The 21,107-nt window shown below is 71.8% G+C and carries 16 protein-coding genes and 1 pseudogene; 7 read left to right on the forward strand and 10 right to left on the reverse strand.

Annotated features, from left to right (window positions below):
* The first annotated feature begins 140 nt into the window (after positions 1 to 140).
* From HS041_RS14990 to HS041_RS15000, 3 genes are all read left to right on the forward strand, one after another.
* Complete coding sequence (locus HS041_RS14990; protein WP_196441293.1) at positions 141 to 410, forward strand: S1 domain-containing protein; 270 nt, start codon at positions 141 to 143, stop codon at positions 408 to 410.
* Between the two features lie 24 nt (positions 411 to 434).
* Entirely contained in the window at positions 435 to 1,193 is a 759-nt protein-coding gene (locus tag HS041_RS14995; protein WP_196441294.1) for a 4'-phosphopantetheinyl transferase family protein, read from the forward strand.
* 96 nt (positions 1,194 to 1,289) lie between these two features.
* Complete coding sequence (locus HS041_RS15000) at positions 1,290 to 2,015, forward strand: alpha/beta hydrolase (protein WP_196441295.1); 726 nt, start codon at positions 1,290 to 1,292, stop codon at positions 2,013 to 2,015.
* A gap of 60 nt (positions 2,016 to 2,075) precedes the next feature.
* Here HS041_RS15000 and HS041_RS15005 read toward each other — a convergent pair whose 3' ends face one another.
* Together HS041_RS15005 and HS041_RS15010 are read right to left on the reverse strand one after the other, a co-directional pair.
* A complete protein-coding gene (locus tag HS041_RS15005; protein ID WP_196441296.1) occupies positions 2,076 to 2,576 on the reverse strand; it encodes a hypothetical protein in 501 nt (166 codons plus the stop codon).
* A complete protein-coding gene (locus HS041_RS15010; protein WP_196441297.1) occupies positions 2,570 to 3,136 on the reverse strand; it encodes a hypothetical protein in 567 nt (188 codons plus the stop codon). Before HS041_RS15010 ends, HS041_RS15005 begins: the two co-directional genes overlap by 7 nt.
* 297 nt (positions 3,137 to 3,433) lie before the next feature.
* Between HS041_RS15010 and HS041_RS15015 the strand changes: the two genes are divergently transcribed.
* Together HS041_RS15015 and HS041_RS39755 are read left to right on the forward strand one after the other, a co-directional pair.
* Positions 3,434 to 4,480 carry an alpha/beta fold hydrolase gene (locus HS041_RS15015; RefSeq protein WP_196441298.1) on the forward strand — a complete coding sequence of 349 codons (1,047 nt, stop codon included), beginning with the start codon at positions 3,434 to 3,436 and terminating at the stop codon, positions 4,478 to 4,480.
* Between the two features lie 166 nt (positions 4,481 to 4,646).
* Positions 4,647 to 6,011, forward strand: coding sequence for an FAD-binding oxidoreductase (locus HS041_RS39755; protein ID WP_196441299.1), 1,365 nt, complete (start codon positions 4,647 to 4,649; stop codon positions 6,009 to 6,011).
* Positions 6,012 to 6,146: 135 nt separating this feature from the next.
* Here HS041_RS39755 and asnB read toward each other — a convergent pair whose 3' ends face one another.
* From asnB to HS041_RS15045, 5 genes are read right to left on the reverse strand one after another with little or no spacing between them, the layout of a single operon-like run.
* Entirely contained in the window at positions 6,147 to 7,994 is a 1,848-nt protein-coding gene (gene asnB / locus HS041_RS15025) for an asparagine synthase (glutamine-hydrolyzing) (RefSeq protein WP_196441300.1), read from the reverse strand.
* Positions 7,995 to 8,000: 6 nt separating this feature from the next.
* Positions 8,001 to 9,215, reverse strand: coding sequence for a 3-hydroxybenzoate 6-monooxygenase (locus HS041_RS15030; RefSeq protein ID WP_196441301.1), 1,215 nt, complete (start codon positions 9,213 to 9,215; stop codon positions 8,001 to 8,003).
* Positions 9,212 to 11,098, reverse strand: a complete 1,887-nt coding sequence (locus HS041_RS15035; RefSeq protein WP_196441302.1) for an anthranilate synthase family protein — start codon at positions 11,096 to 11,098, stop codon at positions 9,212 to 9,214. The genes HS041_RS15030 and HS041_RS15035 overlap by 4 nt, the downstream gene beginning before the upstream one ends.
* Positions 11,099 to 11,106: 8 nt before the next feature.
* Positions 11,107 to 11,760, reverse strand: coding sequence for an isochorismatase family protein (locus tag HS041_RS15040; protein WP_196441303.1), 654 nt, complete (start codon positions 11,758 to 11,760; stop codon positions 11,107 to 11,109).
* Between the two features lie 33 nt (positions 11,761 to 11,793).
* Complete coding sequence (locus HS041_RS15045) at positions 11,794 to 12,558, reverse strand: 2,3-dihydro-2,3-dihydroxybenzoate dehydrogenase (protein ID WP_196441304.1); 765 nt, start codon at positions 12,556 to 12,558, stop codon at positions 11,794 to 11,796.
* 257 nt (positions 12,559 to 12,815) lie between these two features.
* On the opposite strand from HS041_RS15045, the gene HS041_RS15050 reads away from it, so the two are divergent.
* Together HS041_RS15050 and cmdF are read left to right on the forward strand one after the other, a co-directional pair.
* Positions 12,816 to 15,992 carry a non-ribosomal peptide synthetase gene (locus HS041_RS15050; protein WP_196441305.1) on the forward strand — a complete coding sequence of 1,059 codons (3,177 nt, stop codon included), beginning with the start codon at positions 12,816 to 12,818 and terminating at the stop codon, positions 15,990 to 15,992.
* Positions 15,985 to 17,661, forward strand: coding sequence for a tyrosine 2,3-aminomutase (gene cmdF, locus HS041_RS15055; RefSeq protein ID WP_196441306.1), 1,677 nt, complete (start codon positions 15,985 to 15,987; stop codon positions 17,659 to 17,661). Before HS041_RS15050 ends, cmdF begins: the two co-directional genes overlap by 8 nt.
* Before the next feature lie 193 nt (positions 17,662 to 17,854).
* Here cmdF and HS041_RS40595 read toward each other — a convergent pair.
* The 3 genes and pseudogenes from HS041_RS40595 to HS041_RS15070 all read right to left on the reverse strand — a co-directional run.
* Positions 17,855 to 18,192: pseudogene (locus HS041_RS40595) on the reverse strand (helix-turn-helix domain-containing protein); the annotation flags it as partial.
* The gene (locus HS041_RS15065; protein ID WP_196441308.1) at positions 18,192 to 19,769 is read right to left on the reverse strand and encodes a 4-hydroxyphenylacetate 3-hydroxylase family protein; all 1,578 of its coding nucleotides are present in this window, start codon (positions 19,767 to 19,769) and stop codon (positions 18,192 to 18,194) included. The gene HS041_RS15065 and the pseudogene HS041_RS40595, both read right to left, overlap by 1 nt.
* Positions 19,770 to 19,779: 10 nt before the next feature.
* Positions 19,780 to 21,000, reverse strand: coding sequence for an acyl-CoA dehydrogenase family protein (locus HS041_RS15070; RefSeq protein WP_196441309.1), 1,221 nt, complete (start codon positions 20,998 to 21,000; stop codon positions 19,780 to 19,782).
* Positions 21,001 to 21,107 lie beyond the last annotated feature (107 nt).

The following is a 21,107-nucleotide window of genomic DNA, read 5'->3' on the forward strand; positions in this document are numbered from 1 at the left end:
GAGAAAGACGCCAGACAGAACCGCTTCAGGAGGTGTTACATGAGCAGCCGGTTTGCCACCCCGGCGGAACTCGGACCCGACGTCCGGCCGGCCTCCGGATCGCTGCGGACGCAGGCGAGGAGGACGAGGACCGAAGAGCCATGCTGATCCAGTTGACGATGCGCCGGACCTCCGGAGTGCCGATACCGAACTCCCCGATCGACGGGATCCGCATCATGGCACTCCTGCCCAGCAGATGGCACAAGGACCTCACCCAGGCCACCGGGGACATCGTCATCCGGGTACGCACCGATGACGACACGACGAGCGCGGACGTCCGCGCGGAGGTCTCCGAGATCCTCACCAACCCGGAAGTCGACCACTGGGAGCTGGTGGTCTGCCGCACCTTGCCCACGAGGCACCACGAGTAGGACACGAGCGAAGGAGGAAGAGCGATGATCACTCCAGTTCTGCGGGCGGGCGAGTGCCGCATCTGGTGGGCCAATCCGCAGCACCGGGCGGCGGAGAGCATGGCGGAGGTGCTCAGTGAGGCCGAGCTGGAACGGGCCGCGCGCTTCCGCCGGGATCCGGACCGGCGCCGCTTTCTCACCGGGTCCTGGTTGCTCCGAGTGGTGACCGCGGCCCAGCTCGGCATCCGTCCCGAGGACGTCGACGTCGAGAGGAAGTGCTCGGACTGCACCCGGCACCACGGGAAGCCGCACATCCGCACGCAGGGCCCTCCCCTGCACGTCTCGGTCTCCCACTCGGGCAACCGGGTCGCGGTGGCGCTGACGGCCGAGGGGCCGCTGGGGGTCGACGTCGAGGCGGTCCCGTCGACCCCCGTGGACGACCTGGTGCGGTGCGCGCTCTCGGAGGACGAACGCCGCGCGTTGGAGGTCCTGCCGGAGTCCGAGAGATACGAGGCGTTCGCCAGGGTGTGGGTGCGCAAGGAGGCGGCGCTCAAGGCCACGGGCCACGGGCTGCGCATCTCACCGGACAAGGTGAGGGTCAGCGGCCCGGAGGAGAGCCCGGAACTGCTGCACTGGCCGCTTGCCATCCCGCCCGCCGCCGTGCAGTATCACGCGCTCGATCCCGGTGACGGATACGTCGGCGTGGTCGCGCTGCTCAGCGAGGGCCGGCGCGCCAGAGTCATCGAATCCCACGTGACGGACCTGCAGCCGGTCGGCGCGGCTCCGCTGCTGGTCGCCGCTTGATGACGTTGACGAGGCCCGGCACGCGCTGATGAATGACGGTAGCGGTCGCGACTGCCGGGCCCTCGGCAGACAGACAGGAAGGGAGGTTGAGCTTTCATGAAACGAGCGTTCGTCCTGATCCCCGGCCCCTGGATGGGGGCCTGGGTCTGGGAGCCGGTCGTACGGCGCCTGCGCCAGCGCGGGCACGTCGCCCGCGCCATCACCCTGCAAGGTCTGGACACCGCGGACACGGATGTCTCCGGCGTCGGTCTGGAGACCCACGTCTCCGACGTCCTGGCGATCCTGGAGAAGGAGGACCTGCACGACGTCGTGGTCGTCGGGCACAGCTACTCCGGTCTCGTGGCCGGCCAGGTGGCCGACAGAGCCCGTGACCGGGTGTCGCACACGGTGTTCGTCGAGGCGTTCCTGCCGCATGACGGCAAGTCGATGCTGCACGTCTTCCCCGAGCGCCAGCGCGCCGACGAACTGCGGCTCATCGCCGACAACGAGGGCCGCTGGCCGGCCCCCGACGCGACGGTGGTGGCCGAAGGCCAGGGGCTGACCACGAGGCAGGCGCTCTGGCTCACCCGGCGTTTCGTCGGCCACCCCGGCCGTACGATCGCCGAGCCCGCCGCGCTGACCCGCCCCCTGACGCGGCAGCGGGCCAGCTACGTCATCTGTTCGAAGGAGCACTTCGCCGGCCGCGTCTCCGCCGACGTGTCCGCCATGCGGACCGTGCCGACCTGGGACTTCCACACACTGGACACCGGGCACTGGCCGATGGTCTCGGCTCCCGCCCAGCTCGCCGCGCTCCTGGCGGACATCGCCGACCGGGACCGCTGACCGTGGCCGGCCGGTCCCGGCGGATCGTCCGGGCGGGCGCCCGGACGACCGGCGTGGCGGTCACAACGGCTTCGCCGGTACGGAACCGCCGGCACGCGCCCGGGAGGCCGGTTTCCCCAGACCGAAGGCACGCCGCAGCGGCCCGCCGTACACGAACGTCAGCATCGTCAGCGCGACCAGGAGCACAAGTGCCGTGAACACCCACTCGTTCGAGCCGCCGGGGCCGTACACCCGGCTGGGGTGGCCGATGTCCACGGCCGCCACCCGCTCGCCGGGCCGCAGCGAGTACCGGTCGGCGCCGTACATCTCGATCTGCTGCCTGTGGACCGTGCCGTCCCCGGAGCGGAACTCTCCCGTCCAGGTGCAGGACTCGTGCCCGGGGTGCTGCACACACTCCATCCGCTGCGGGGTGAAGCCCCCCGCGATCCCGTCGGCCCGCGCGGCGCGTACGGTCATGCCGATGTTGGGCACGGTCAGATGGAGGAGGAAGGCGGCCAGGAGCGTCAGGACCGTGCCGAAGACGGGAGAGCGCCCCCCGCGCCGCCTGCCGTCCGTCACCATCCGTGGGCGACCGCGCAGCTGCACTGCATGCGGGATCGCTCGGCCGGACGGGGGCGCCGGTGCAGGAGCATCGCGACCACCATGGGCGCGAAGACGAGGGCGTTGTAGAGGAGGTGCAGTTCCACCCGCGGCATGATGAGCTGGACGACGCTGGTCGGGACCGGGCGTCCCAGCAGGTTGCTGCCGCTCAGCGCCTGGATGAGCAGGAGCAGGTGTTCGACGTGGTGCCAGATCTGGATGCCGAGTGAGATGTTCCACCACGTGCGCGACCTGCCGGTGAAGGCGGGCCTGAGGATGATCAGGCCGACCAGCATCACGAGGGCGTACCCGTAGTGCATCCACTCGGAGGTGACGAGCCAGGGGAAGGGGATGCCCAGGACGCCGCGCGCCTCGGGGACGCGCCAGCCCAGGACGTAGATCTGGACGGCCTGGGCGAGATGCTCCGCCCAATGGGCCAGGACCACCACGAAGTAGACGCCGAGAGCCGTCTTGTGGTGTCGGGTGTTGAGCGTCGGCAGCCAGCCGCGGGACTGCCCTGCCGAAGTCGTTCCGGTTGCCATGCGCGAACCTCGATCCCTGGATTGTGGAGTGGGTGCCGTCGCCAGGTCCGGGTGCCGGCCATCCGCGCTCCGGGGCTCGACCCCGGGACCTTCGGCTCCGGAGTCATTTTCCAGTTCGCTCCGGAGCGAGGTTGCTTCGTGAATGCTCACTTCTCAGGTCGTGACGGTGGAGGCGGGCCGCACCGCATTCCAGAAGAAGCACGGCGCCAGGCCCGGCAGGAGGATGGGGTGCTGGGGCCGACCACGATGCCAGCCGGGCAGATCGCGGCTCCTCGGCACGTGGAAAGGACGCGGGACATGCCGTTGGACGAGACAGCAGTGTCGGTACGGGAAGGGAAGCGGAGGCCGCTGCGCACCGCCGCGGGCGCGTTCGCCGCGCTCCTGGCGGTCCTGCTCGCCACCACCGCCACCACCGCCACCGCCGCCACCGGCGCGCGCAGTCCGGAGAGGCCGGTCGTGGAGGAGCCGGTGAGCTCCCTGCCCGGATTCAGGCACGGCAAGGTCGCCGTCGACGGCGGCGCCGTCCACTACGTGCGCGGCGGATCGGGCCCGGCCGTCCTGCTCCTGCACGGATGGCCGCAGACCTGGGCGATGTGGCGCGACGTGATGCCGGCGCTCGCCCGCGAGCACACCGTCATCGCGATGGACCTGCCGGGCCTGGGGGCCTCCGGCATCCCCGCCGGCGGCTACGACAAGGTCACCACCGCGCACCGGATCCGCCAGGCCGTCAACAGGCTGGGCTTCCGGCAGGTGGGGATCGTCGGCCACGACGTCGGCGCCCTGGTCGCCTACCCCTACGCGCGAGACTTCCCCGCCGAGGTGACCCGGGTGGCGATGCTGGAGACGCCGCTGTCCGGCTTCGGCCTCGAGGAGCTGTACGGCCTCAGCTGGCACTTCCGGTTCAACTCCTCCCCCTCGCCGATCCCCGAGCAGATCATGGACAACGACGAGGTCGGCACCTACCTCGGCATGATCTTCGACTTCAGCCACCGCCGGGAGGCCGTCGACCGCGAGACGTACTTCCGGGCCTACGCGGATCCGGCCAGGCGCACCGCCGGATACGAGTACTACAGGGCGTTCGCCGCGGACGCGGAGAACAACAAGGCCAACGCCTCCAGGCGGCTGGCCATGCCGGTGCTGGGAATGGGCGGGCAGTACGCCTTCGGTTCCGGCGTCGCCGAGTCGTTCCGCCAGGTCGCCGATGACGTGCGCACGGTCGTCGTGCCCGAGTCCGGCCACTTCATCCCTGAGGAGAACCCGAGTTTCCTGGCCGGCTGCCTGAACTTCTTCCTCGGCGCCCAGCGTCCGGCGCCGAGCCCCGAACTCACCGCCTGCGCCCCCTGATCCGCGGTAGAACGGTACGTGACACAGGGCCCGGTCGAACTCACCGTCGAGAATCCGGGAGAGGACGCGTCCTGCGGGCCGGCCGCCGCAAGGAGGCTGCGCCGCCGCCGGGTGACGAGCCGAGCTCCGACGCAACGGGCGGGGCCGACAGGAGGAAGGGTTTGACATGAGCCATCAAGTCCAGCGACCACCGTACGCGGTGGACGGGGAGTCCGGCGGGGCCGCCGCCGCGCAGCTCAGCCGCGGATTCGGCGGGCCCGTGTACCTGCCGGGCGACGCCGGCTACGAGAGGGAACGGCAGGCGCCCTATTCGGACATCGACCCGCGCCCGGCGGTCGTCGCGATGGCCTCGGACCACGCCGACGTGCAGACCGCGATCACCACGGCGCGCGAGCACGGCCTGCCCTTCTCCGTCCAGGGCACCGGGCACGGCACCCACGCCGCTTGCAACGGGGGCATCCTGCTGAAGACGTCGGAGATGGCGTCGGTCCTGGTGGACCCGGACCGGCAGGTCGCCCGTGTCGGCGCCGGCGCCGTATGGGAGCAGGTGATCGCCGCGGCCGAGCCGTTCGGCCTCGCGCCGCTGGCCGGCTCGCACCAGTCGGTGGGCGTGGCGGGCTACACGCTGGGCGGCGGTGTGGGCTGGCTGGGCCGCAAGTACGGGTTCGCCGCCGACAGCGTGCTGAGCGCCGAGGTCGCCGGCGCCGACGGGCGGCTGCTGAAGGCGAGCGCCGACGAGCACCCCGACCTGTTCTGGGCGCTGCGCGGCGGCGGCGGCAACTTCGGCGTGGTGACCTCCCTGGAGTTCCGGCTGTACCCGGTCGGCCGGGTCTACGCCGGCGTCGCCTACTTCGCGGCCGAGCGGGCGGCCGAGACGCTCGCGCGCTACCGGGATTGGACGGCCGACGCGCCTGACGAGCTGAGCACCTCCGTCCTGCTGACCCGGCTTCCCCGCGCTCCGGAGGTCCCCGCAGCGGTGCGGGGCAGGCGCGTGCTCGCGATCCAGGTCATGTACGCGGGGGAGGAGGAGCAGGCCCGCCGGGCGCTGGCACCCCTGTGGCAGGCCGCGGGGCCTGCGCTGTCGGAGACGTTCAGGTCGTCGAGCTTCGGCGCGGCGGACATGGGCGGCACCGGTCCCGCGCAGGTGAACCTGCTCGACACCCTGCCCGACCCGGTGATCGACGCCCTGGTGGCGGCGGCCGCACGGCCGGACTCGCCGGTCCTGACGGCGGAGATCCGTCACTGGGGCGGCGCGATGGGCCGCCCGGGCCCGGACGCCGGCCCCGTGGGCCACCGCACGGTCCGGTTCGCCACCGTCCTCGACGGGTGGGTGCCGGAGGTGGACGAGGCGCTGCGGCCGTACGCGGCCGGGCGGTCCTTCCTGAACTTCCTGCACGACCCCGCCAGGGCCGAGACGGCCTACGCTCCCGGCGACCACCGGCGGTTGCGGGAGGTCAAGCGGGCCTACGACCCCGACAACTTCTTCCACCTCAACTACAACATCCCCCCGGCGCCCCCGCGGGCCCGGTGACCACCGCCCCCGCGGGCCTGCGTGTCCCTCCCGCCCGCCTCGCCTGCCGAGGTGGGCGGGAGGTCTTTTCGCGACAGGGCCCTCCGCGGCCGGCCGAGCCGGCCGCGGAGGGCCCTGTTCCTCTGCGAGTCCCTCTCAAAGCTCCACGCGCACGCCGTACGCCGTGACCCATGTGTTGAACTCGATCAGCCGCTCGATCACCGCGCGGGCGCTCCACGGGCCGCCCATGGCGTAGGAGCCGGCGGGCGCGTCGAGCAGCGTCCGGATCTCCTGCTCGGACGCCAGCGCGAGCACCGGGCCGCCTTCGGCGAGGACGGCCTCCAGCTTCTCGCGCAGCGCCGTCTCGTATCCCTCGTCCTGGGTGGACGGGTAGGGGTTCTTCTTGCGGTCCAGGACCGAGTCGGGCAGTACGCCGCGCATGGCGGCGCGCAGGAGGCTCTTCTCCCGGCCGTCGAAGTTCTTCATCGCCCACGGCGTGTTGTAGACGTACTCGACCAGCTGGTGGTCGGTGAACGGCACCCGGACCTCGAGGCTCGCCGCCATGCTGATGCGGTCCTTGCGGTCCAGCAGGAAGTTCTCCCAGCGGGTGAGGTTGAGGTAGGTCAGCTCCCGCATCCGCGCCTCGACGCCCGTCTCCCCGGGCAGCCGCGGCACCTCCTCCAGCGCCTCGCTGTAGCGCTGCTTGACGTATTCGGCCAGCCCCAGCCGCTCCCAGAGGCCGATGTCCTGCAGCGCCCCGATGCCGCCCGCCTTCTTGAACGGGGAGTGCCAGGGGAAGGTGTCCGACTCGATCGCATCCCGATCGTGGAACCAGGTGTAGCCGCCGAAGAGCTCGTCGGCGGCCTCGCCCGACAGCGCGACCGTCATCTCCTGCTTCAGCGCGCGGCACAGCACCAGCAGCGAGTACTCCATGTCGCCGGTGGAGACCGGCAGGTCCTGGGCGCGCAGCACCGTCCCCCTGACCTCCGGGTCGAGGATCTCGGCGTTGTCCAGCTCGACGATGATGTGCCGGGCGCCGACGTGCTCGGCCACCTCGACGGCGAACGGAGTGTCGGGATCCTCCCACTGCACGTTCGCCTGGAAGCGTGACTCGTGGCCCTTGAAGTCCACCGAGAACGCCTTCAGCGGCTCCGCGACGCCCTTGCGGGCGAGTGCGGCGGCGGCCAGCGCGGTGATCGCGCTGGAGTCGAGCCCGCCCGACAGCAGCGTGCCCACGGGCACGTCGGCGACGAGCTGCCGGTCCACGATGCCGGCCAGCAGTGAGCGCACGGTGGCGATCGTCGTGTCCAGGTCGTCGGTGTGCGGGCGGGCCCGCAGCCGCCAGTAGCGGTGCTCCCCGCGGCCCTCGCGGGAGAAGCGCAGGACCGTGGCCGGCCGTACCTCGTGCATGCCCCGGAACACGCCGTGGCCGGGCGTCTTGACGATCGTGAAGATCTCCCGCAGGCCGTCGGCGTCGATGACGGCCTCGGCCTCGTCGTGGGCCAGGATGGTCTTCGGCTCCGAGCCGAACAGCACGCCGTCCGGCGTCGGGTAGTAGTAGAGCGGCTTGACCCCCATCCGGTCGCGCACCAGCAGCAGTTCCTCGGTGCGCGGGTCCCAGATGGCCAGCGCGAAGATGCCGTCGAGCCGGTCGGCGAAGTCCTCGCCCCACTCCAGGTAGGCCCGCAGCACCACCTCGGAGTCGCTGGCCGTGCGGAACTCGTGGCCCAGCCCGCGCAGCTCCTCGCGCAGCTCGCGGTAGTTGTAGACCTCCCCGTTGTAGGTCATGACCGGCAGGCCTTCCCCGCCGGCGGCCATCGGCTGCCTGCCGCCCTCCAGGTCGATGATCGCCAGCCTCCGGTGGCCGAGCGCCGCGCGGGCGCAGGTCCACACGCCGCCCGCGTCGGGGCCCCGGTACTCCAGGGTCGCCGTCATCGCCGTGATCGTGTTCCGCTCGCCGGTCAGATCGCGCTCGTAACTCACCCATCCAGCAATGCCGCACATAATTGATCAACGCATCCTTTCCATGGTCTCGGTGAAGTCGCGGGCGCCGTGCAGCCACGCGACCTTGTCGTGCAGCTCGTCCTCGGAGAACGCGGACAGCATCCGGTTCCTGGCGAGCGCGGCGGCCCCGGCGGGGTGGTAGAGGCGGCTGCCCATCTCGCGGGAGACGAGCTGGGTCCGGGCCGTGCGGGCCCGGCGGGCCGCGTTGTACTTCTCGAACCGCTGCGGGAACTCGGCGGGGCCGCAGTCGGCCAGCTCGCCCAGCGTCACCGCGTCCTCCAGCGCCATGCACGCGCCCTGGGCGGCGTACTGGAGCATGGGGTGGGCCGCGTCGCCGAGCAGGACCACGCGGCCGTCGGTCCAGTCGGCCACCGGGTCGCGGTCGCACAACACCCACTCGCGCCACTCCGCACCCAGCTCCAGCAGCCGTCCGGCGGTCTCGCCGAGTCCGGGGAAGGCGCCCAGCACCGTCTCGCGCTCGGCCGGCCGGCCGGTCACCACGGTCGCGGCGCCGTCGTCGCGGGTGGCGGCCAGGTTCAGGAACTCGCCGCCGCCGATCGGGTAATGCACGAAGTGCCAGCGCGGCCCCGCCCACAGCGTGACGGTGTTCCAGCGCAGGTCGTCGGGCACCCGTTCCATCGGGATGACCGAACGGAAGATCGTGTGTCCCGACACCCGCGGCCCGCCGTCGCCGACCAGCCGCGCGCGGATCATGGAGTGCAGGCCGTCGGCCCCCACCAGCGCGTCGCCGGCCACCCGGGCCCCGCCGCCGAGCAACGCCCGCACGCCGCCGGCGTCCTGCTCGTAGCCGATCACGTGGCTGCCGCCGCGCAGCTCGACCAGCGGATGGTCCCGGCATGCGGCCAGCAGCGGGCCGTACAGGTCCACCCGCTGGACCACCGCGTACGGGTTGCCGAAGCGCGCCCGGTAGCGGCCGGTGAGCGGCATGCTCGCCACCCGCTCACCGGTCGTGCCGTCCATGAAGCGCAGCTCCTCGATGTAGACGGCCAGGTCGCGCACGGCCTGCCCGACCCCGAGCCGGTCCAGCGCGGCGAAGCCGTTGGGGCCGAGCTGGATGCCCGCGCCGAGCTCGCTGAACTCGTCCCTGCGCTCCAGGACCACCGCCCGGTGACCCTGGTTCGCCAGGCCGACGGCGGCGGCCAGCCCTCCTATGCCGCCACCGGCGATGAGTACGGTCGCCGTCCTCCCCCGCCCGTTCATCGGCGCACCGGCATCCGGTCGACCACCGACAGCAGGGCGTCACGCAGGATGCCGACCCCGTCCGCAGTGAGCACCGACTCGGCGTGGAACTGCATGGAGGCGAACCCGGGCCCGCGCAACGCGTGCACCTCGCCCGTCTCCGGGTCGCGGCTGACCGCGACGGTCCCCGCCAGGCCGGCGGGCTCGATCTCGTCCGCCGGGGCGTGTGCGGCGAAGGTGTTGTAGAAGCCGACCCTGGCCCGGCGGCCGAACAGGTCGATCACCCGCTGCACGCCCTGGTTGGGCACCTCCCTGCGGCGCAGGGGCAGGCCGAGCGCTCCGCTGAGCACCTGGTGGCTGAGGCACACGGCCAGGAACGGGGTGCCGGAGCCGAGCAGCCGCGCCACCGCGCCGCGCAGGTGTGCGATCTTGGGGTGGGCCAGGTCGGCCGGGTCGCCGGGGCCGGGGCCGAGCACCACCAGGTCGTGGCCGTCCAGCGTGTACGGCTCGTCGAACCGGCGCACGGTCACCTGCAGGCCCAGCGAGCGGAGCTGGTGGCCGATCATCGAGGTGAACGTGTCCTCGGCGTCCACCACCAGCACCCGGCGGCCGATCAGGTCGGGCGTCCAGAACGTCCGCTCGGCCTGCTCCTGCCGCCAGAACCCGGAGATCCCCTCGTTGCGCCCCTCCAGCGCGCCGCGCACCTCGGGGTGCTCGGCGAGCTGCTCGGGCGGCTCGGCGCACAGGGCGTCGAGCAGCCCGGCCGCCTTCGCCGTGGTCTCGGCCACCTCCGACACCGGGTCGGAGTGCCTGACGAGCGTCGCGCCGACCCCGATCCGGACCCGCCCGGCGGCGTCGATGTCGGCGGTGCGGATGAGGATCGAGGAGTCGAGCGTCCGCCGGCCCGCCCCGTCGCTGCCGATCAGCGCGGCGACGCCGCTGTAGTAACCGCGTCCCTCCTTCTCGTAGCGGCTGATCACCCGGCACGCGCTCTCCAGCGGGCTACCGGTGACGGTCGGCGCGAAAAGCGTCTCGCGCAGGATCTCGCGCACGTCGCGGGTGGTCTCGCCCTCGATGTAGTACTCGGTGTGGGCGAGCCTGGACATCTCCCTCAGGTACGGTCCCGTCAGGCGGCCGCCGGACTCGCAGATCCGGGCCATCATCTTGAGCTCCTCGTCCACCACCATGTACAGCTCGTCGGTCTCCTTCTTGTCGCCGAGGAAGCCCATGAGCGCGCCGACGGTCGGCCCGGACGGGGGGTAGCGGTAGGTGCCGCTGATCGGGTTCATCACCGCGACGCCCGCGGAGACGCTGATGTGCCGCTCGGGCGAGGCGCCGACGAAGGTCCTGTCGCCGGTATGGATGATGAACGTCCAGTACGTGCCCGTCTCGCGGGTGGCGATCCGGCGGAACAGCGTAAGGGCGCTGGCCGGGGTGTAGTCGGTGATGTCGGCCAGGAACGAGCGCTTGATGACGAAGTTGGCGCCCTCGCCCCGGCCGATCTCCTCGTCGATGACGGCGCGCACGATGGCCGCGTAGTCGTCGTCGGCGGTGTCCACGCTGCGCGCGCGGGTCCGGACGGGCCGGTCGGGGATGCGTGCCAGGGCGGCGGGCAGCGGCAGGCTGCCGTGGCCGGTGACGGTCATCGCGACGAGCGGGGCGCCGTCGTCGCGGGCTTCGAAGCCGCGCTCGGTGATCTGCCGGTACGGGATGAGCGTGAGCAGCTCGGGGCCCTCGCCGCCCGGCTCGTCCGGCAGCGGGAGCTCGCTCAGCGTGGCGACCGCGGAGACGTCGCCGACCAGCACGTCCAGCACGCCCTCCCGTCCGGCGCCCGGCCGGTGCAGTAGCGCGAAGGGAGGAGGCGCGGGGGACAGGATCTCGTCCAGAAGCCGGTCGGCGCTCATGTCCGGGTTCATTTCCGGGCCCCCGGCGCGAGATCGGTCAGAAGCTGCTTGGCCGTCGTGACCACGCCGCACCGCCCGGCCACGTACCGCAGCGTCATGCGGTGGTCCTCGAGGGTGAAGTCGGCGACGGCGTCGGCCACCAGGAACGGCTGCACGTCGTGGGTGAAGGCGTCGACGGCCGTCATCAGGACGCCGATGTGCGCGTACACGCCGGCGATGATCAGCTGGTCGCGCCCGCTGTCACGCAGCCTCTGCAGCAGGGGAGTCTGGTGGAAGGCGCTGTAGCGCCGCTTGACGATGACCCAGTCGTCCGCCCCGGGCGCCACCGGGTCCGCGACGCCGCGCTGCACGGCGTCGGTGGACATGCCGGGTCCCCAGAAGTCCTTGAGCAGCCCCCGCTGCCCGGCGGTCATCCCGCCGGGCTGCGCGGTGTAGGCGACCGGGATGCCGGCGGCGGCACACCGCTCGCGCAACGCGCCCGCGTTCCTGATGAGGTCCGTCACCGGGGCCTCGCCGGAGGGAAAGGCATTCAGAAAGAAATTCTGCATGTCGTGCAGCAGGAGCACGGCCCGGTCGGGGGAGACGGTCCACTGAGCAGTGTTGACAGGCAGTTCGCCGGAGTCCGGCATCGGATACGGCGTGATGTAAGGAATCCCGATCATTGTTGCCTCAATCTGGTTGTGCGATGAAGAAATTCAGGCGCCCAGCGTGGCGCCGCCGTCCACCGTCAGGTGCTGCAGCGTGATGTGTTTCGCCCTGCTCGAAAGCAGGAATGCGACGGCCTCCGCGACATCGGCCGGGGTGGCGATTTTTCCGAGCGGGATTCCGGTGCGGTAGACCTTGGGGCTGCCCTCGATCGACGACCGGAGCGCCCGGTCGCGGTCGCTCCACAGCGCCGAGAGCATCGGGGTGTCGGCCGAGCCCGGGGTCACCACGTTGCAGCGGATCCCGTAGCCGGCCACCTCCAGCCCCAGGGCCTTGGTGAACGCCGTCGCCGCGGCCTTGGACGCGCAGTAGGCGGCCATGTCGGCGCGGGCGACCAGCGCCGCGTTGGAGGCGACGGTGACGACCGCCCCGGCCCGCCGCGGCACCATCCGGGAGACGACCGCCCTGGAGACGTGGAAGACGCCGTTGACGTTGACTGCGAACGTCGCCGCCCAGTCGTCGTCCGACATGGTCACCGCCCGGCCGGTGCGCAGCACGCCGGCCGCGTTGACCAGCTTGGTGATGGGGCCGAGCAGCCGCTCGGCCTCGTCGACCACCGCCTCCACCCGGGCGCTGGAGCCGACGTCCACCGGGAACGCGGCGACCCGCAGGCCGTCCGCGCCCAGCTTCCCGGCCAGCTCCCGCAGACCGTCCTCGTCCCGGTCCAGGAGGGCCACCGGTATGCCCTCCTCTCCCAGCGTCCGCGCGATCGCCGCCCCGATGCCGCCCGCGGCTCCGGTGACGAGGGCCACCATCAGGGGCTCCCGGCGGAGAATTGCGTCAAGATAATGTGCATAATGAACTCAGCCGCCTTTCCCCGCACAATTCCCCGAGATGCGGGTCTGTCAATTACGGGGTATTTCTCTTGCCTATAGAATGCGATTGGTAATGAACTGGGGCAAGGTGGAGCGGTGGCAGCAAGTTGTCCCCGCACCGCTGTTTCCTGCCAGCCGCGGGCAACGCAGCACGTCAAGAGATGCCCCGCACGGCGGCTCGAGCTGACGATGTCGTGGTGAGGAAGTCCGGTGTCAAGAGAGCGGCGACCTCGTGGCTGCAGGACCAAGCGTGGTTTCTGCAGAAACTGGTCCCGGATTCACCCGCCTACACGATGCTTCGCGCCTACCGAACGACAGGCGAACTCGACGTGCCCGCGCTCCGCGCCGCCTGGCGGGGGGTCGTGCTCCGCCACGAGATCCTGCGCACCACCCTCGTGGAGGACGGCGGGCTGCCCGTGCAGGAGATCGCCGACGGCTGCCACCCGCACGCCTTCACCGAGATCGGCGCCGCCGGCACATCGGCCGAGCAGCTCTGCGCCGACCTCGCGCGCACCCCGCTCGACCTGGAGAACGGACCGCTCGCGCAGCTCACCGTGGCGCGGCTGGACGACGGTGACCACCTGCTGGTACTGCGGCTGCACGAGGCCGTCGCCGACGAGTGGTCCCTCGCGACGCTGCTGGACGAGCTCTCCGACGGCTACGCCGACCAGCAGGTCCCGCCACCGCCCGACGGGCTCCAGTACGCCTCCTACGCCCGCTGGCAGCGTGACCAGGGGCACACCCCGGAGTTCCACCGGCTGCTCGGCTGGTGGACCAGGAACCTGACCCCGCCGCCCCCGTCGCCCGCGCCGCCCGCCGACCGGCCCCGGCCCGACGGGCCGTCCTTCGGCGGCGGGGCCGTCCCCTTCGCGTGGGCGCCCGTGCTCGGGCAGGCCGTCGCCGAGCTGGCGCGCGAGGAGCGGGTCAGCCGCCCGGCGGTCATGCTGGCCGCGTTCCTGTGCCTGCTGCGCCGGCACAGCGGGGAGGACCGGGTGGCCGTCGGCGCCCCGGTGAACCTGCGGCCCGTGGTCCGGACCGGCGCCCTCGTCGGCCCGTTCCGCAACCACGTCGTGCTGTGCGCCGACCTGTCGGGCGGGATCACCTTCAGGCAGGCCGTGCGCCGGGTGGCGAAGGCGGTGACGCAGGCGTACCAGTGCCGGATGATCCCGTACGACCGGCTGGTGCAGGCGCTGCGGCTGGACCGGGACCCGCGCCGGATGCCGCTGTGCGACGTGCTGTTCGACTACCGCGACGAGGCCGAGCCGGTGCCCTGCCTGGGCGCGGCCGAGGTGCGGCCGGTGCGCCCGCGCGCGGGCACCGCCAGGACCGACCTCTGCCTCACGATGGAGCACGTCGGGTCCGAGCTGACCGGCTCGCTGACCTACCGCGACAGCCTGTACGAGGAGGAGTCGGCCGGGCTGCTGCTCGACCAGCTCCGCACGTTCCTGGCCATCGCGCTGCGGGCGCCGGACCTGCCCGCCGACCAGATCCCGCTGGAGGACTACGCGCGGACGCGCGCCAGGGTGCGCGAGGCGGACCAGACGACGGTCCTCGACCCGCTGCTGCCCTCCGCGCCCGAACTCGTGCGCGCCCGCGCCGTGCGCACGCCGGACGCAGTGGCGCTGGACTGGCCGGACGGCAGCCTGACCTACCGCGAGCTGGACGGGCGCGCATCCGCCGTCACCGCCGCCCTGCGCGCGCACCGGGCCGAGGGCGCCTCCGTGGTCGTCCGGATGTCACCGGGCCCCGCCCAGGTCGCCGCTGTGCTGGGCACGCTCGGCGCGGGCGCGTACCTGACCTGCCTGGCCACCGGCGACGCGGGCGAGCGGGGCAAGGCCGTGCTGGCCGAGCTGCGGCCCGCCTGCATGCTGGTGGAGGGCCCGGCCGACGACCTGGTGCGCTGGTACGAGGAGGAGCTCGGCGGCACCGTCGTCGACGTCGCCGTCCTCGCCGCGCCCGCCCGGCCGGTCGCGCTCGTCAGTCCCATGACCACCGAGCCCGCCTACGTCGCCTACACCTCCGGCTCGACCGGCAAGCCCAAGGGGATCATCCAGTCGCACGGCAGCCTGGCGCAGTTCGCCACCTGGCTGGCCACCGAGTTCCGGATGCGGCCCGGTGCCAGGGTCGCCCAGTGGGCCGCACCCGGCTACGACGCCGCGCTGGTCGAGACGTTCGCCGCGCTGACCGGCGGCGCGACGCTCTGCCCCGTGCCCGAGCGGATCAGGGCGCATCCGGAGAAGCTGGCGGACTGGCTCGCGGACGAGCGCATCACGCTGCTGCAGACCGTGCCGAGCTTCGCGCGCAAGCTCCTCGACGCGATCACCGAGGGCGAGGGCGGCCGGTCGCTGTCGCTCAGTTGCCTGCTGCTCGCCGGTGAGCCGCTGCCCGGCGACCTGGCCGGCGACCTGCGCGCGAACCTCCCGGCCGTGCGGCTGGCGAACCTGTACGGCGCCACGGAGACGATCCTGGCGACCTGGTACGAGGTGACCGGGCCGGTGCACGGCATGACGCCGATCGGCAGGTCCATCCCCGGCCGGCAGGTCGTCGTGCTGGACGACTGGGACCGGCCCTGCCCGCCCGGCGTCACCGGGCACCTCGTGGTCCGGAGTCCGTACGTCGCGCTCGGGTACGTCGGCGGCGGCGAGGACACCCGGCCCTTCGAGCCCGTGTACCACCTGCAGGCGTGCGGGTCCGGCTTCGGCCGCTTCTACCGCACCGGCGACCTCGGCCGCCTGCGGTGGGACGGCCTGCTGGAGTTCCGCGGCCGCGGCGACTCCCAGATCAAGTTCCACGGCACCCGCGTCGAGCTGGCCGAGGTCGAGGACGCGCTGAACCGGAACGAGGCGGTCGCCGAGTGCGCGCTCGTCCCGGTGAGCGGCCCCGACGGCTGGATCACCCGCCTGGTCGCCTACGTCGTGCCGAACCGCACGGCGGCGGGCGAGGCGGAGGTGCGGGCCGCCGACCTGCGGGCCACGCTGCGCACGCGGTTCGGCAAGAGCACGCTGCCCCTGTCGGTCAAGACGGTCAGCGCGCTGCCGCGCAACGTGGGCGGCAAGATCGACCGGCGGATGCTGCCGGCGCTGGCGACCGGCGGGCCACGCGGCGCCGCGCGGACGTCGGCGGAGCTGGAGCTGGCCGCCATCTGGTCAGACGTTCTGGGGGCCGAGCCGGACAGCGACGGCGACCCCTTCTTCGCTGTGGGCGGGCACTCGCTGATGGTGCCCCGTCTGCTCGATCGCGTGCGTGAGAGGTTCGGCGTCGAGGTGCCCCTCTGGGAGTTCTTCGCCAACCCCACCCTGAACGGCCTGGCCGCTCAGGTCAGCGCGCACGCGCTTTCCGCTGATGCTGTCAACCAATCTATGGCGGGTGAGTGATGTGACACTTGTGGAGACCTCGACGTCAGTCGACTTCGATGGGGAGAACCTGGCTGTCCCGACAGTACGGCTGATCGCCGAGAACCAGGTCACCTGCGGCGTCGCCCCGTCAGCCCTGGCCAAGGTCGCGGCCAACAGACGGCTGTTCGAGGACGTCATCGCACAGGGCATCCCCGTTTACGGCGTGACGACCGGCTACGGCGAGATGATCTACATGCTCGTCGACACCTCCAACGAAGTGCAGCTCCAGACCAACCTCGTCCGCAGCCACAGCGCCGGCGTCGGCCCGATCTTCGCCGAGGACGAGGCGCGGGCGGTCCTGGCGGCCCGGCTCAACGCCCTGTCCAAGGGCTATTCGGCGGTCCGGCCGGAGCTGCTCGAACGCATGGCGCTCTACCTCAACCTCGGCATCACGCCCGCCATCCCCGAGATCGGGTCGCTGGGCGCGAGCGGTGACCTGGCACCGCTCGCGCACGTCGCCTCGACGCTGATCGGCGAGGGGTACGTGCTGCGTGACGGGCGCCGCACCGAGACCGGACCGGTGCTGCGCGAGCTCGGCATCGAGCCGCTGCAACTGCGGTTCAAGGAGGGCCTGGCGCTGATCAACGGCACCTCGGCGATGACCGGGCTGGGCTGCCTGCTCGTCACCCGGGCCCTGGACCAGGTGCGGCAGGCCGAGATCGTCACCGCGCTGATCTGCGAGGTGCTGCAGGGCTCGACCAGCCCGTTCGTGGCTGACGGGCACGACATCGCCCGCCCCCACCAGGGGCAGATCGACGTCGCCGCCAACATGCGGGCCCTGCTGAACGGCAGCGGCCTGGCCGTGGAGCACAGCGAGCTGCGCCAGGCGCTCAGCGTCGACCCGCTGCGCCTGTCGATCCTGCGCGACAGGGAGCCGCCGCGCGGCCGGCGCAAGGACGGCGAGGCGCCGGAGCACGGCGTCCACCGGACGGAGGTCTATCTGCAGAAGGCGTACACGCTGCGGGCCATCCCGCAGGTCGTCGGCGCCGTCCGCGACACGGTCTACCACGCGGCCGCCACGTTGCACACCGAGCTCAACTCCTCCAACGACAACCCCCTCGTCTTCGAGGGCAAGGAGGTTTTCCACGGCGCCAACTTCCACGGCCAGCCGGTCGCCTTCGTCATGGACTACCTGACGATCGCGCTCACCCAGCTCGGCGTCTTCTCCGAGAGGCGGACCAACCGGCTGCTGAACCGCCACCTCAGCAACGGCCTGCCCGAGTTCCTCGTCGCCGGCGACCCCGGGCTCAACAGCGGGTTCGCCGGAGCCCAGTACCCCGCCACCGCCCTGGTCGCGGAGAACCGGACGATCGGCCCCGCCAGCACGCAGAGCGTGCCGTCCAACGGCGACAACCAGGACGTCGTCAGCATGGGGCTGATCGCCGCCCGCAACGCGCGCCGGGTGCTGCAGAACAACAGCAGGATCCTCGCGGTGGAGTTCCTCGCCGCCGCCCAGGCGGTGGACCTGTCGGGCCGCCTGGACCGGCTCAGTCCGGCCGGGCTGGCCACCTACGAGCGGGTCCGCTCGCTCGTGCCGGTCCTGGAGGAGGACCGGTTCATGTCCGACGACATCGAGCTGGTGGCCGCCGCGATCTCCCGCGGCGAGTTCCTGGCGGCCGTCGAGCAGGCCGACGTCGCCCTGCGCTGACCGGCGGGCACACGGAAAGCACCCCGGGGTCGGCGTATTCCAGGGATCGTCGCAACACGGTTGATCGACTGGCTGTCGCCAGAAGCATGACGAGACGCTCGGCTGGGGTTTCCCGGCCGAGCGTCCTTCGTGGTCCGGCGTTCGATTCGGCAGCGACGGCGTCGAGGCCCCCGCGGGTGTGGACTGTGCGCCCGGGCCGGCGCGCGTCGGTGCGGGCCTGGGCCGCACGCGGTCGACACCGGCCGCCGGCGGGGTGCCGGTTGCGGCGGCGGACCTCTCGGCTGACGGCCGAGGGCGCACGGCCGGGTTGGCGTGCGATCCCGCGGATCGAGACTTTCTCCCGCACCCGGTCGGCGATGGGGATGCGGTCTTCCTCGCGCAGGCCGTCAGGACGGGACGGCTCGGGGCGCCGCCCGTCGTCTGACGACGGCAGGAAAGGGGCGCCGCCCGTCGTCTGACGGGCGGCGCCCCTTTCCTGCCGTCGGTCGGGTTGGAGCCGTTCCGCCGCCTTCTTCCCGTACGGGGTGGGATCAGAAGCGCAGGCCGTTCTTGGCCTGCCGCAGGTGGTCGAAGGAGGACAGGTCGGGCACCGTCCAGCCGTCCAGGTCGTACTCGTTCAGGCACTGGTCGACGAAGGCCTTGTAGCCGTCCACCTGGCCGCTGGCCGTCTGCGCGGCCAGCAGCTCCACGCGGGTGTTCTCGTGATTGCCCGCGTAGTTGCGCTCGTACAGCTCGTGCCGGCCGCCGAACTCGGTGCCCACGGCGTCCCAGAGCAGCTTCATCACCTTGATCCGCTCGACCGAGTCGATGCCGCCGGAGCCGCGCAGGTACTTGTCCAGGTAGGGCCGCACCTCGGGGTTCTTGAAGTCCTCGGCGCTGGAGTTGATGTAGATCAGGCCGCTGGCGATGTCCTGCTCGACGATCTCCTTGACCCGGGGGTAGCCGATCTGCATGAACCAGCGGTAGGCCAGGCCGTACTCCGGGTTGGGCAGGACCGCGCCGTTCTTCCACGGGACGGGGTTGCGCGCGGCCGCGTCCGACAGCCCCCAGAACAGGTTGCGCCAGGCCAGCACCTCGCCGATGCGGCTCTGCACGCCCCGGAAGTCCTTGGTGCCGGTGATCTCGACGGCCTTGGCGAGCAGGCCGGCGATGAACTCCAGCTTCACCGCCAGGCGGGTGCACCCGTGGAAGGTGAAGCGCTCGGGGAAGCCGGAGCGGCCGGTGAACAACTGCACCTTGCCGAGGTGGCCGTAGATGAAGACGTTCTCCCAGGGGATGAGCACCTTGTCCAGGACGAGGATCGTGTCGTTCTCGTCCAGCCGGGACGACAGCGGATAGTCGAACGGGCTGCCCATCACCGTCGCCGCGGCGGTGTAGGAGGGCCGGCAGATCAGCTTCAGCCCCGGCGCGTGCATCGGGATGGTCGCCACCAGGGCGAACTTCTTGTCCTTGATGGGCAGGCCGTAGTGGGCGATGAAGTTGTAGTGGGTCAGCGCCGATCCGGTCGCCACCACCTTCGCCCCGCTCACCACCAGGCCGGCGTCGGTCTCCTTCTCCACGTGCACGAAGACGTCGGCGACCTCGTCCGGCGGCCGGCTGCGGTCCACCGGCGGGTGCACGATCGCGTGGTTCCAGAACAGGACCTTCTCCTGCGACTCCCGATACCAGCGCCGCGCGTTGTCCGCGAACGGCTCGTAGAACTCGGCGTTGGCGCCGAGCGTGCCGAGGAAGGCCGCTTTGTAGTCGGGGCTGCGGCCCATCCATCCGTAGCTCATCCGCGCCCACGCGGCGATGGCGCGCTGGTTGGCCACCAGGTCCTCGGCGCTGCGCGGGGTGGTGAAGAAGCTGTGGGTGAAGCCGTCGCTGCCGGTGTCGGTCGGCACGACGAGCGCGTCACGCCGTTCCGGGTCGTGCAGCGCGTCGTAGAGCCTGGCGGTCATCCTGATCGGGTTGTGGAAGGCCGGGTGCGCGGTCACGTCCGCGACGCGGTCGCCGTACAGGTAGATCGCCCGGTCGTCGCGCAGGCTCTCGATGTACTCGGCGCCGGTCATCGGACGGGTCTTCGGCCGGGCGTCCGGAACCGGTGGCGCGTCCTGCAGGTCTGTCATGGCAATTCCCCTATTCGAGCCCGAACCGGGCCTTGGCCAGATCACGCTTGGCGATGGTGGCGAGGAACGTCGAGACCCCCGCGTGGGTGACGAACATCGACATGTCCCGCCATACGCGCTCGATGCGCTCGCCGCTGCGGACGGCGCTCGACCCCGCCGTGGGGAACAGGTACGACTCGACCGCCCGCCAGCACAGGGCGACCGCCTCGTGGCAGATCCCGGCCAGGCCGAGCTCGTGCTCGTGGGTGACGGCGGCCGCTCCGGCGGCGCTCGCCTCGCGCCACTGGCGGGCGGCGTCCAGCGTCGCCGCCTCCGCCGTGGCGATCAGACCGGCGGCCTTGCCGTACCTGAACTGGAAGTCAGGGTCCTCGCTGCGCGTCACGATGGGCGGGAACGGCGTCGTCCGCGTCCGCATGAGGTCCTCGTACGCGTCCAGGGCGCCCCTGGCCATGCCGACGGCGAGCAGCGCGTCCTCCAAGACCATGAAGCTGAGCTGCCCGCCCCCGTAGGCGGGGCCGTGCAGCGCGCGTCCCGGTGTGCCTCCGGTGACGTCGACCTGGCTCATGTGGTGCTTGATCGTGTAGCGGTCGGGGACGCGGCCGTTCTCCATGCGGATGCTGTGCGACCCGCTGCCCTTCAGCCCCAGCGCCTGACCCCAGTCGTCCAGGCGGGTCCACTCGCTGCGGGGGGCGATGAACAGCATGGGCTCGCCCGACTCGAGCAGGGCGTGGCCCATGAAGTGAGTGGCGTACGGCGAGCCGGAACAGTAGCCCCAGGTGCCGTTGATCAGCCAGTCCCCGTCGGCGGTGCGCTCGGCACTCCCGCCGGGCATCACGGTCGCGGGGCAGACGAACTCGCCGGAGGCGAAGATCTCCTCCTGGGCGCGCTCGCCGAAGAGCGTGGCGGCGGGCAGCGCGTGCGCGGCGCCCAGGCAGTACATCCACCCCGTCGACGGGCAGCCTCTGGTGAGGTTGATCGCCACGCGGACGAAGGTGTCGATCCCGAACTCGTAGCCGCCGAACCGGCGGGGCACCAGGATCCGGTAGAAGCCGGCCCGGGAGAACTCCTCGTGGACGTCCTGGCCGTAGAACGTGCGCTGCTCGGTCTCGGCCTGGCGCTCGACCAGTGCGGGAATCATGGCCTCCGCCCTGGCGACCACGTCCTCGGGAGTGAGGCCAGGCTCGGGCGGTACGGCGAGGCGGTGCTCGAAAACAGTGGTGTCGACACCCATCGCTATGCGAGTCCTCACGGTTTCGTGGACGAATAGGGCACGTGGTCAGCGTCACATCCACGATTTTCCGGCGCATCTCCCGGAGTGCTGTTTCGCCTGCCAGGAGT

It is taken from the genome of Planomonospora sp. ID67723 (genome assembly GCF_015711605.1).
Taxonomy (GTDB): Bacteria; Actinomycetota; Actinomycetes; order Streptosporangiales; family Streptosporangiaceae; genus Planomonospora_A.

Bases quoted from the DNA above. Each gene is read 5' to 3' on its own strand.
- HS041_RS14990 (WP_196441293.1), top strand. From the start codon at position 141: ATGCTGATCCAGTTGACGATGCGCCGGACCTCCGGAGTGCCGATACCG.
- HS041_RS14995 (WP_196441294.1), top strand. From the start codon at position 435: ATGATCACTCCAGTTCTGCGGGCGGGCGAGTGCCGCATCTGGTGGGCC.
- HS041_RS15000 (WP_196441295.1), top strand. From the start codon at position 1,290: ATGAAACGAGCGTTCGTCCTGATCCCCGGCCCCTGGATGGGGGCCTGG.
- HS041_RS15005 (WP_196441296.1), bottom strand. From the start codon at position 2,576: ATGGTGACGGACGGCAGGCGGCGCGGGGGGCGCTCTCCCGTCTTCGGC.
- HS041_RS15010 (WP_196441297.1), bottom strand. From the start codon at position 3,136: ATGGCAACCGGAACGACTTCGGCAGGGCAGTCCCGCGGCTGGCTGCCG.
- HS041_RS15015 (WP_196441298.1), top strand. From the start codon at position 3,434: ATGCCGTTGGACGAGACAGCAGTGTCGGTACGGGAAGGGAAGCGGAGG.
- HS041_RS39755 (WP_196441299.1), top strand. From the start codon at position 4,647: ATGAGCCATCAAGTCCAGCGACCACCGTACGCGGTGGACGGGGAGTCC.
- asnB (WP_196441300.1), bottom strand. From the start codon at position 7,994: ATGTGCGGCATTGCTGGATGGGTGAGTTACGAGCGCGATCTGACCGGC.
- HS041_RS15030 (WP_196441301.1), bottom strand. From the start codon at position 9,215: ATGAACGGGCGGGGGAGGACGGCGACCGTACTCATCGCCGGTGGCGGC.
- HS041_RS15035 (WP_196441302.1), bottom strand. From the start codon at position 11,098: ATGAGCGCCGACCGGCTTCTGGACGAGATCCTGTCCCCCGCGCCTCCT.
- HS041_RS15040 (WP_196441303.1), bottom strand. From the start codon at position 11,760: ATGATCGGGATTCCTTACATCACGCCGTATCCGATGCCGGACTCCGGC.
- HS041_RS15045 (WP_196441304.1), bottom strand. From the start codon at position 12,558: ATGGTGGCCCTCGTCACCGGAGCCGCGGGCGGCATCGGGGCGGCGATC.
- HS041_RS15065 (WP_196441308.1), bottom strand. From the start codon at position 19,769: ATGACAGACCTGCAGGACGCGCCACCGGTTCCGGACGCCCGGCCGAAG.
- HS041_RS15070 (WP_196441309.1), bottom strand. From the start codon at position 21,000: ATGGGTGTCGACACCACTGTTTTCGAGCACCGCCTCGCCGTACCGCCC.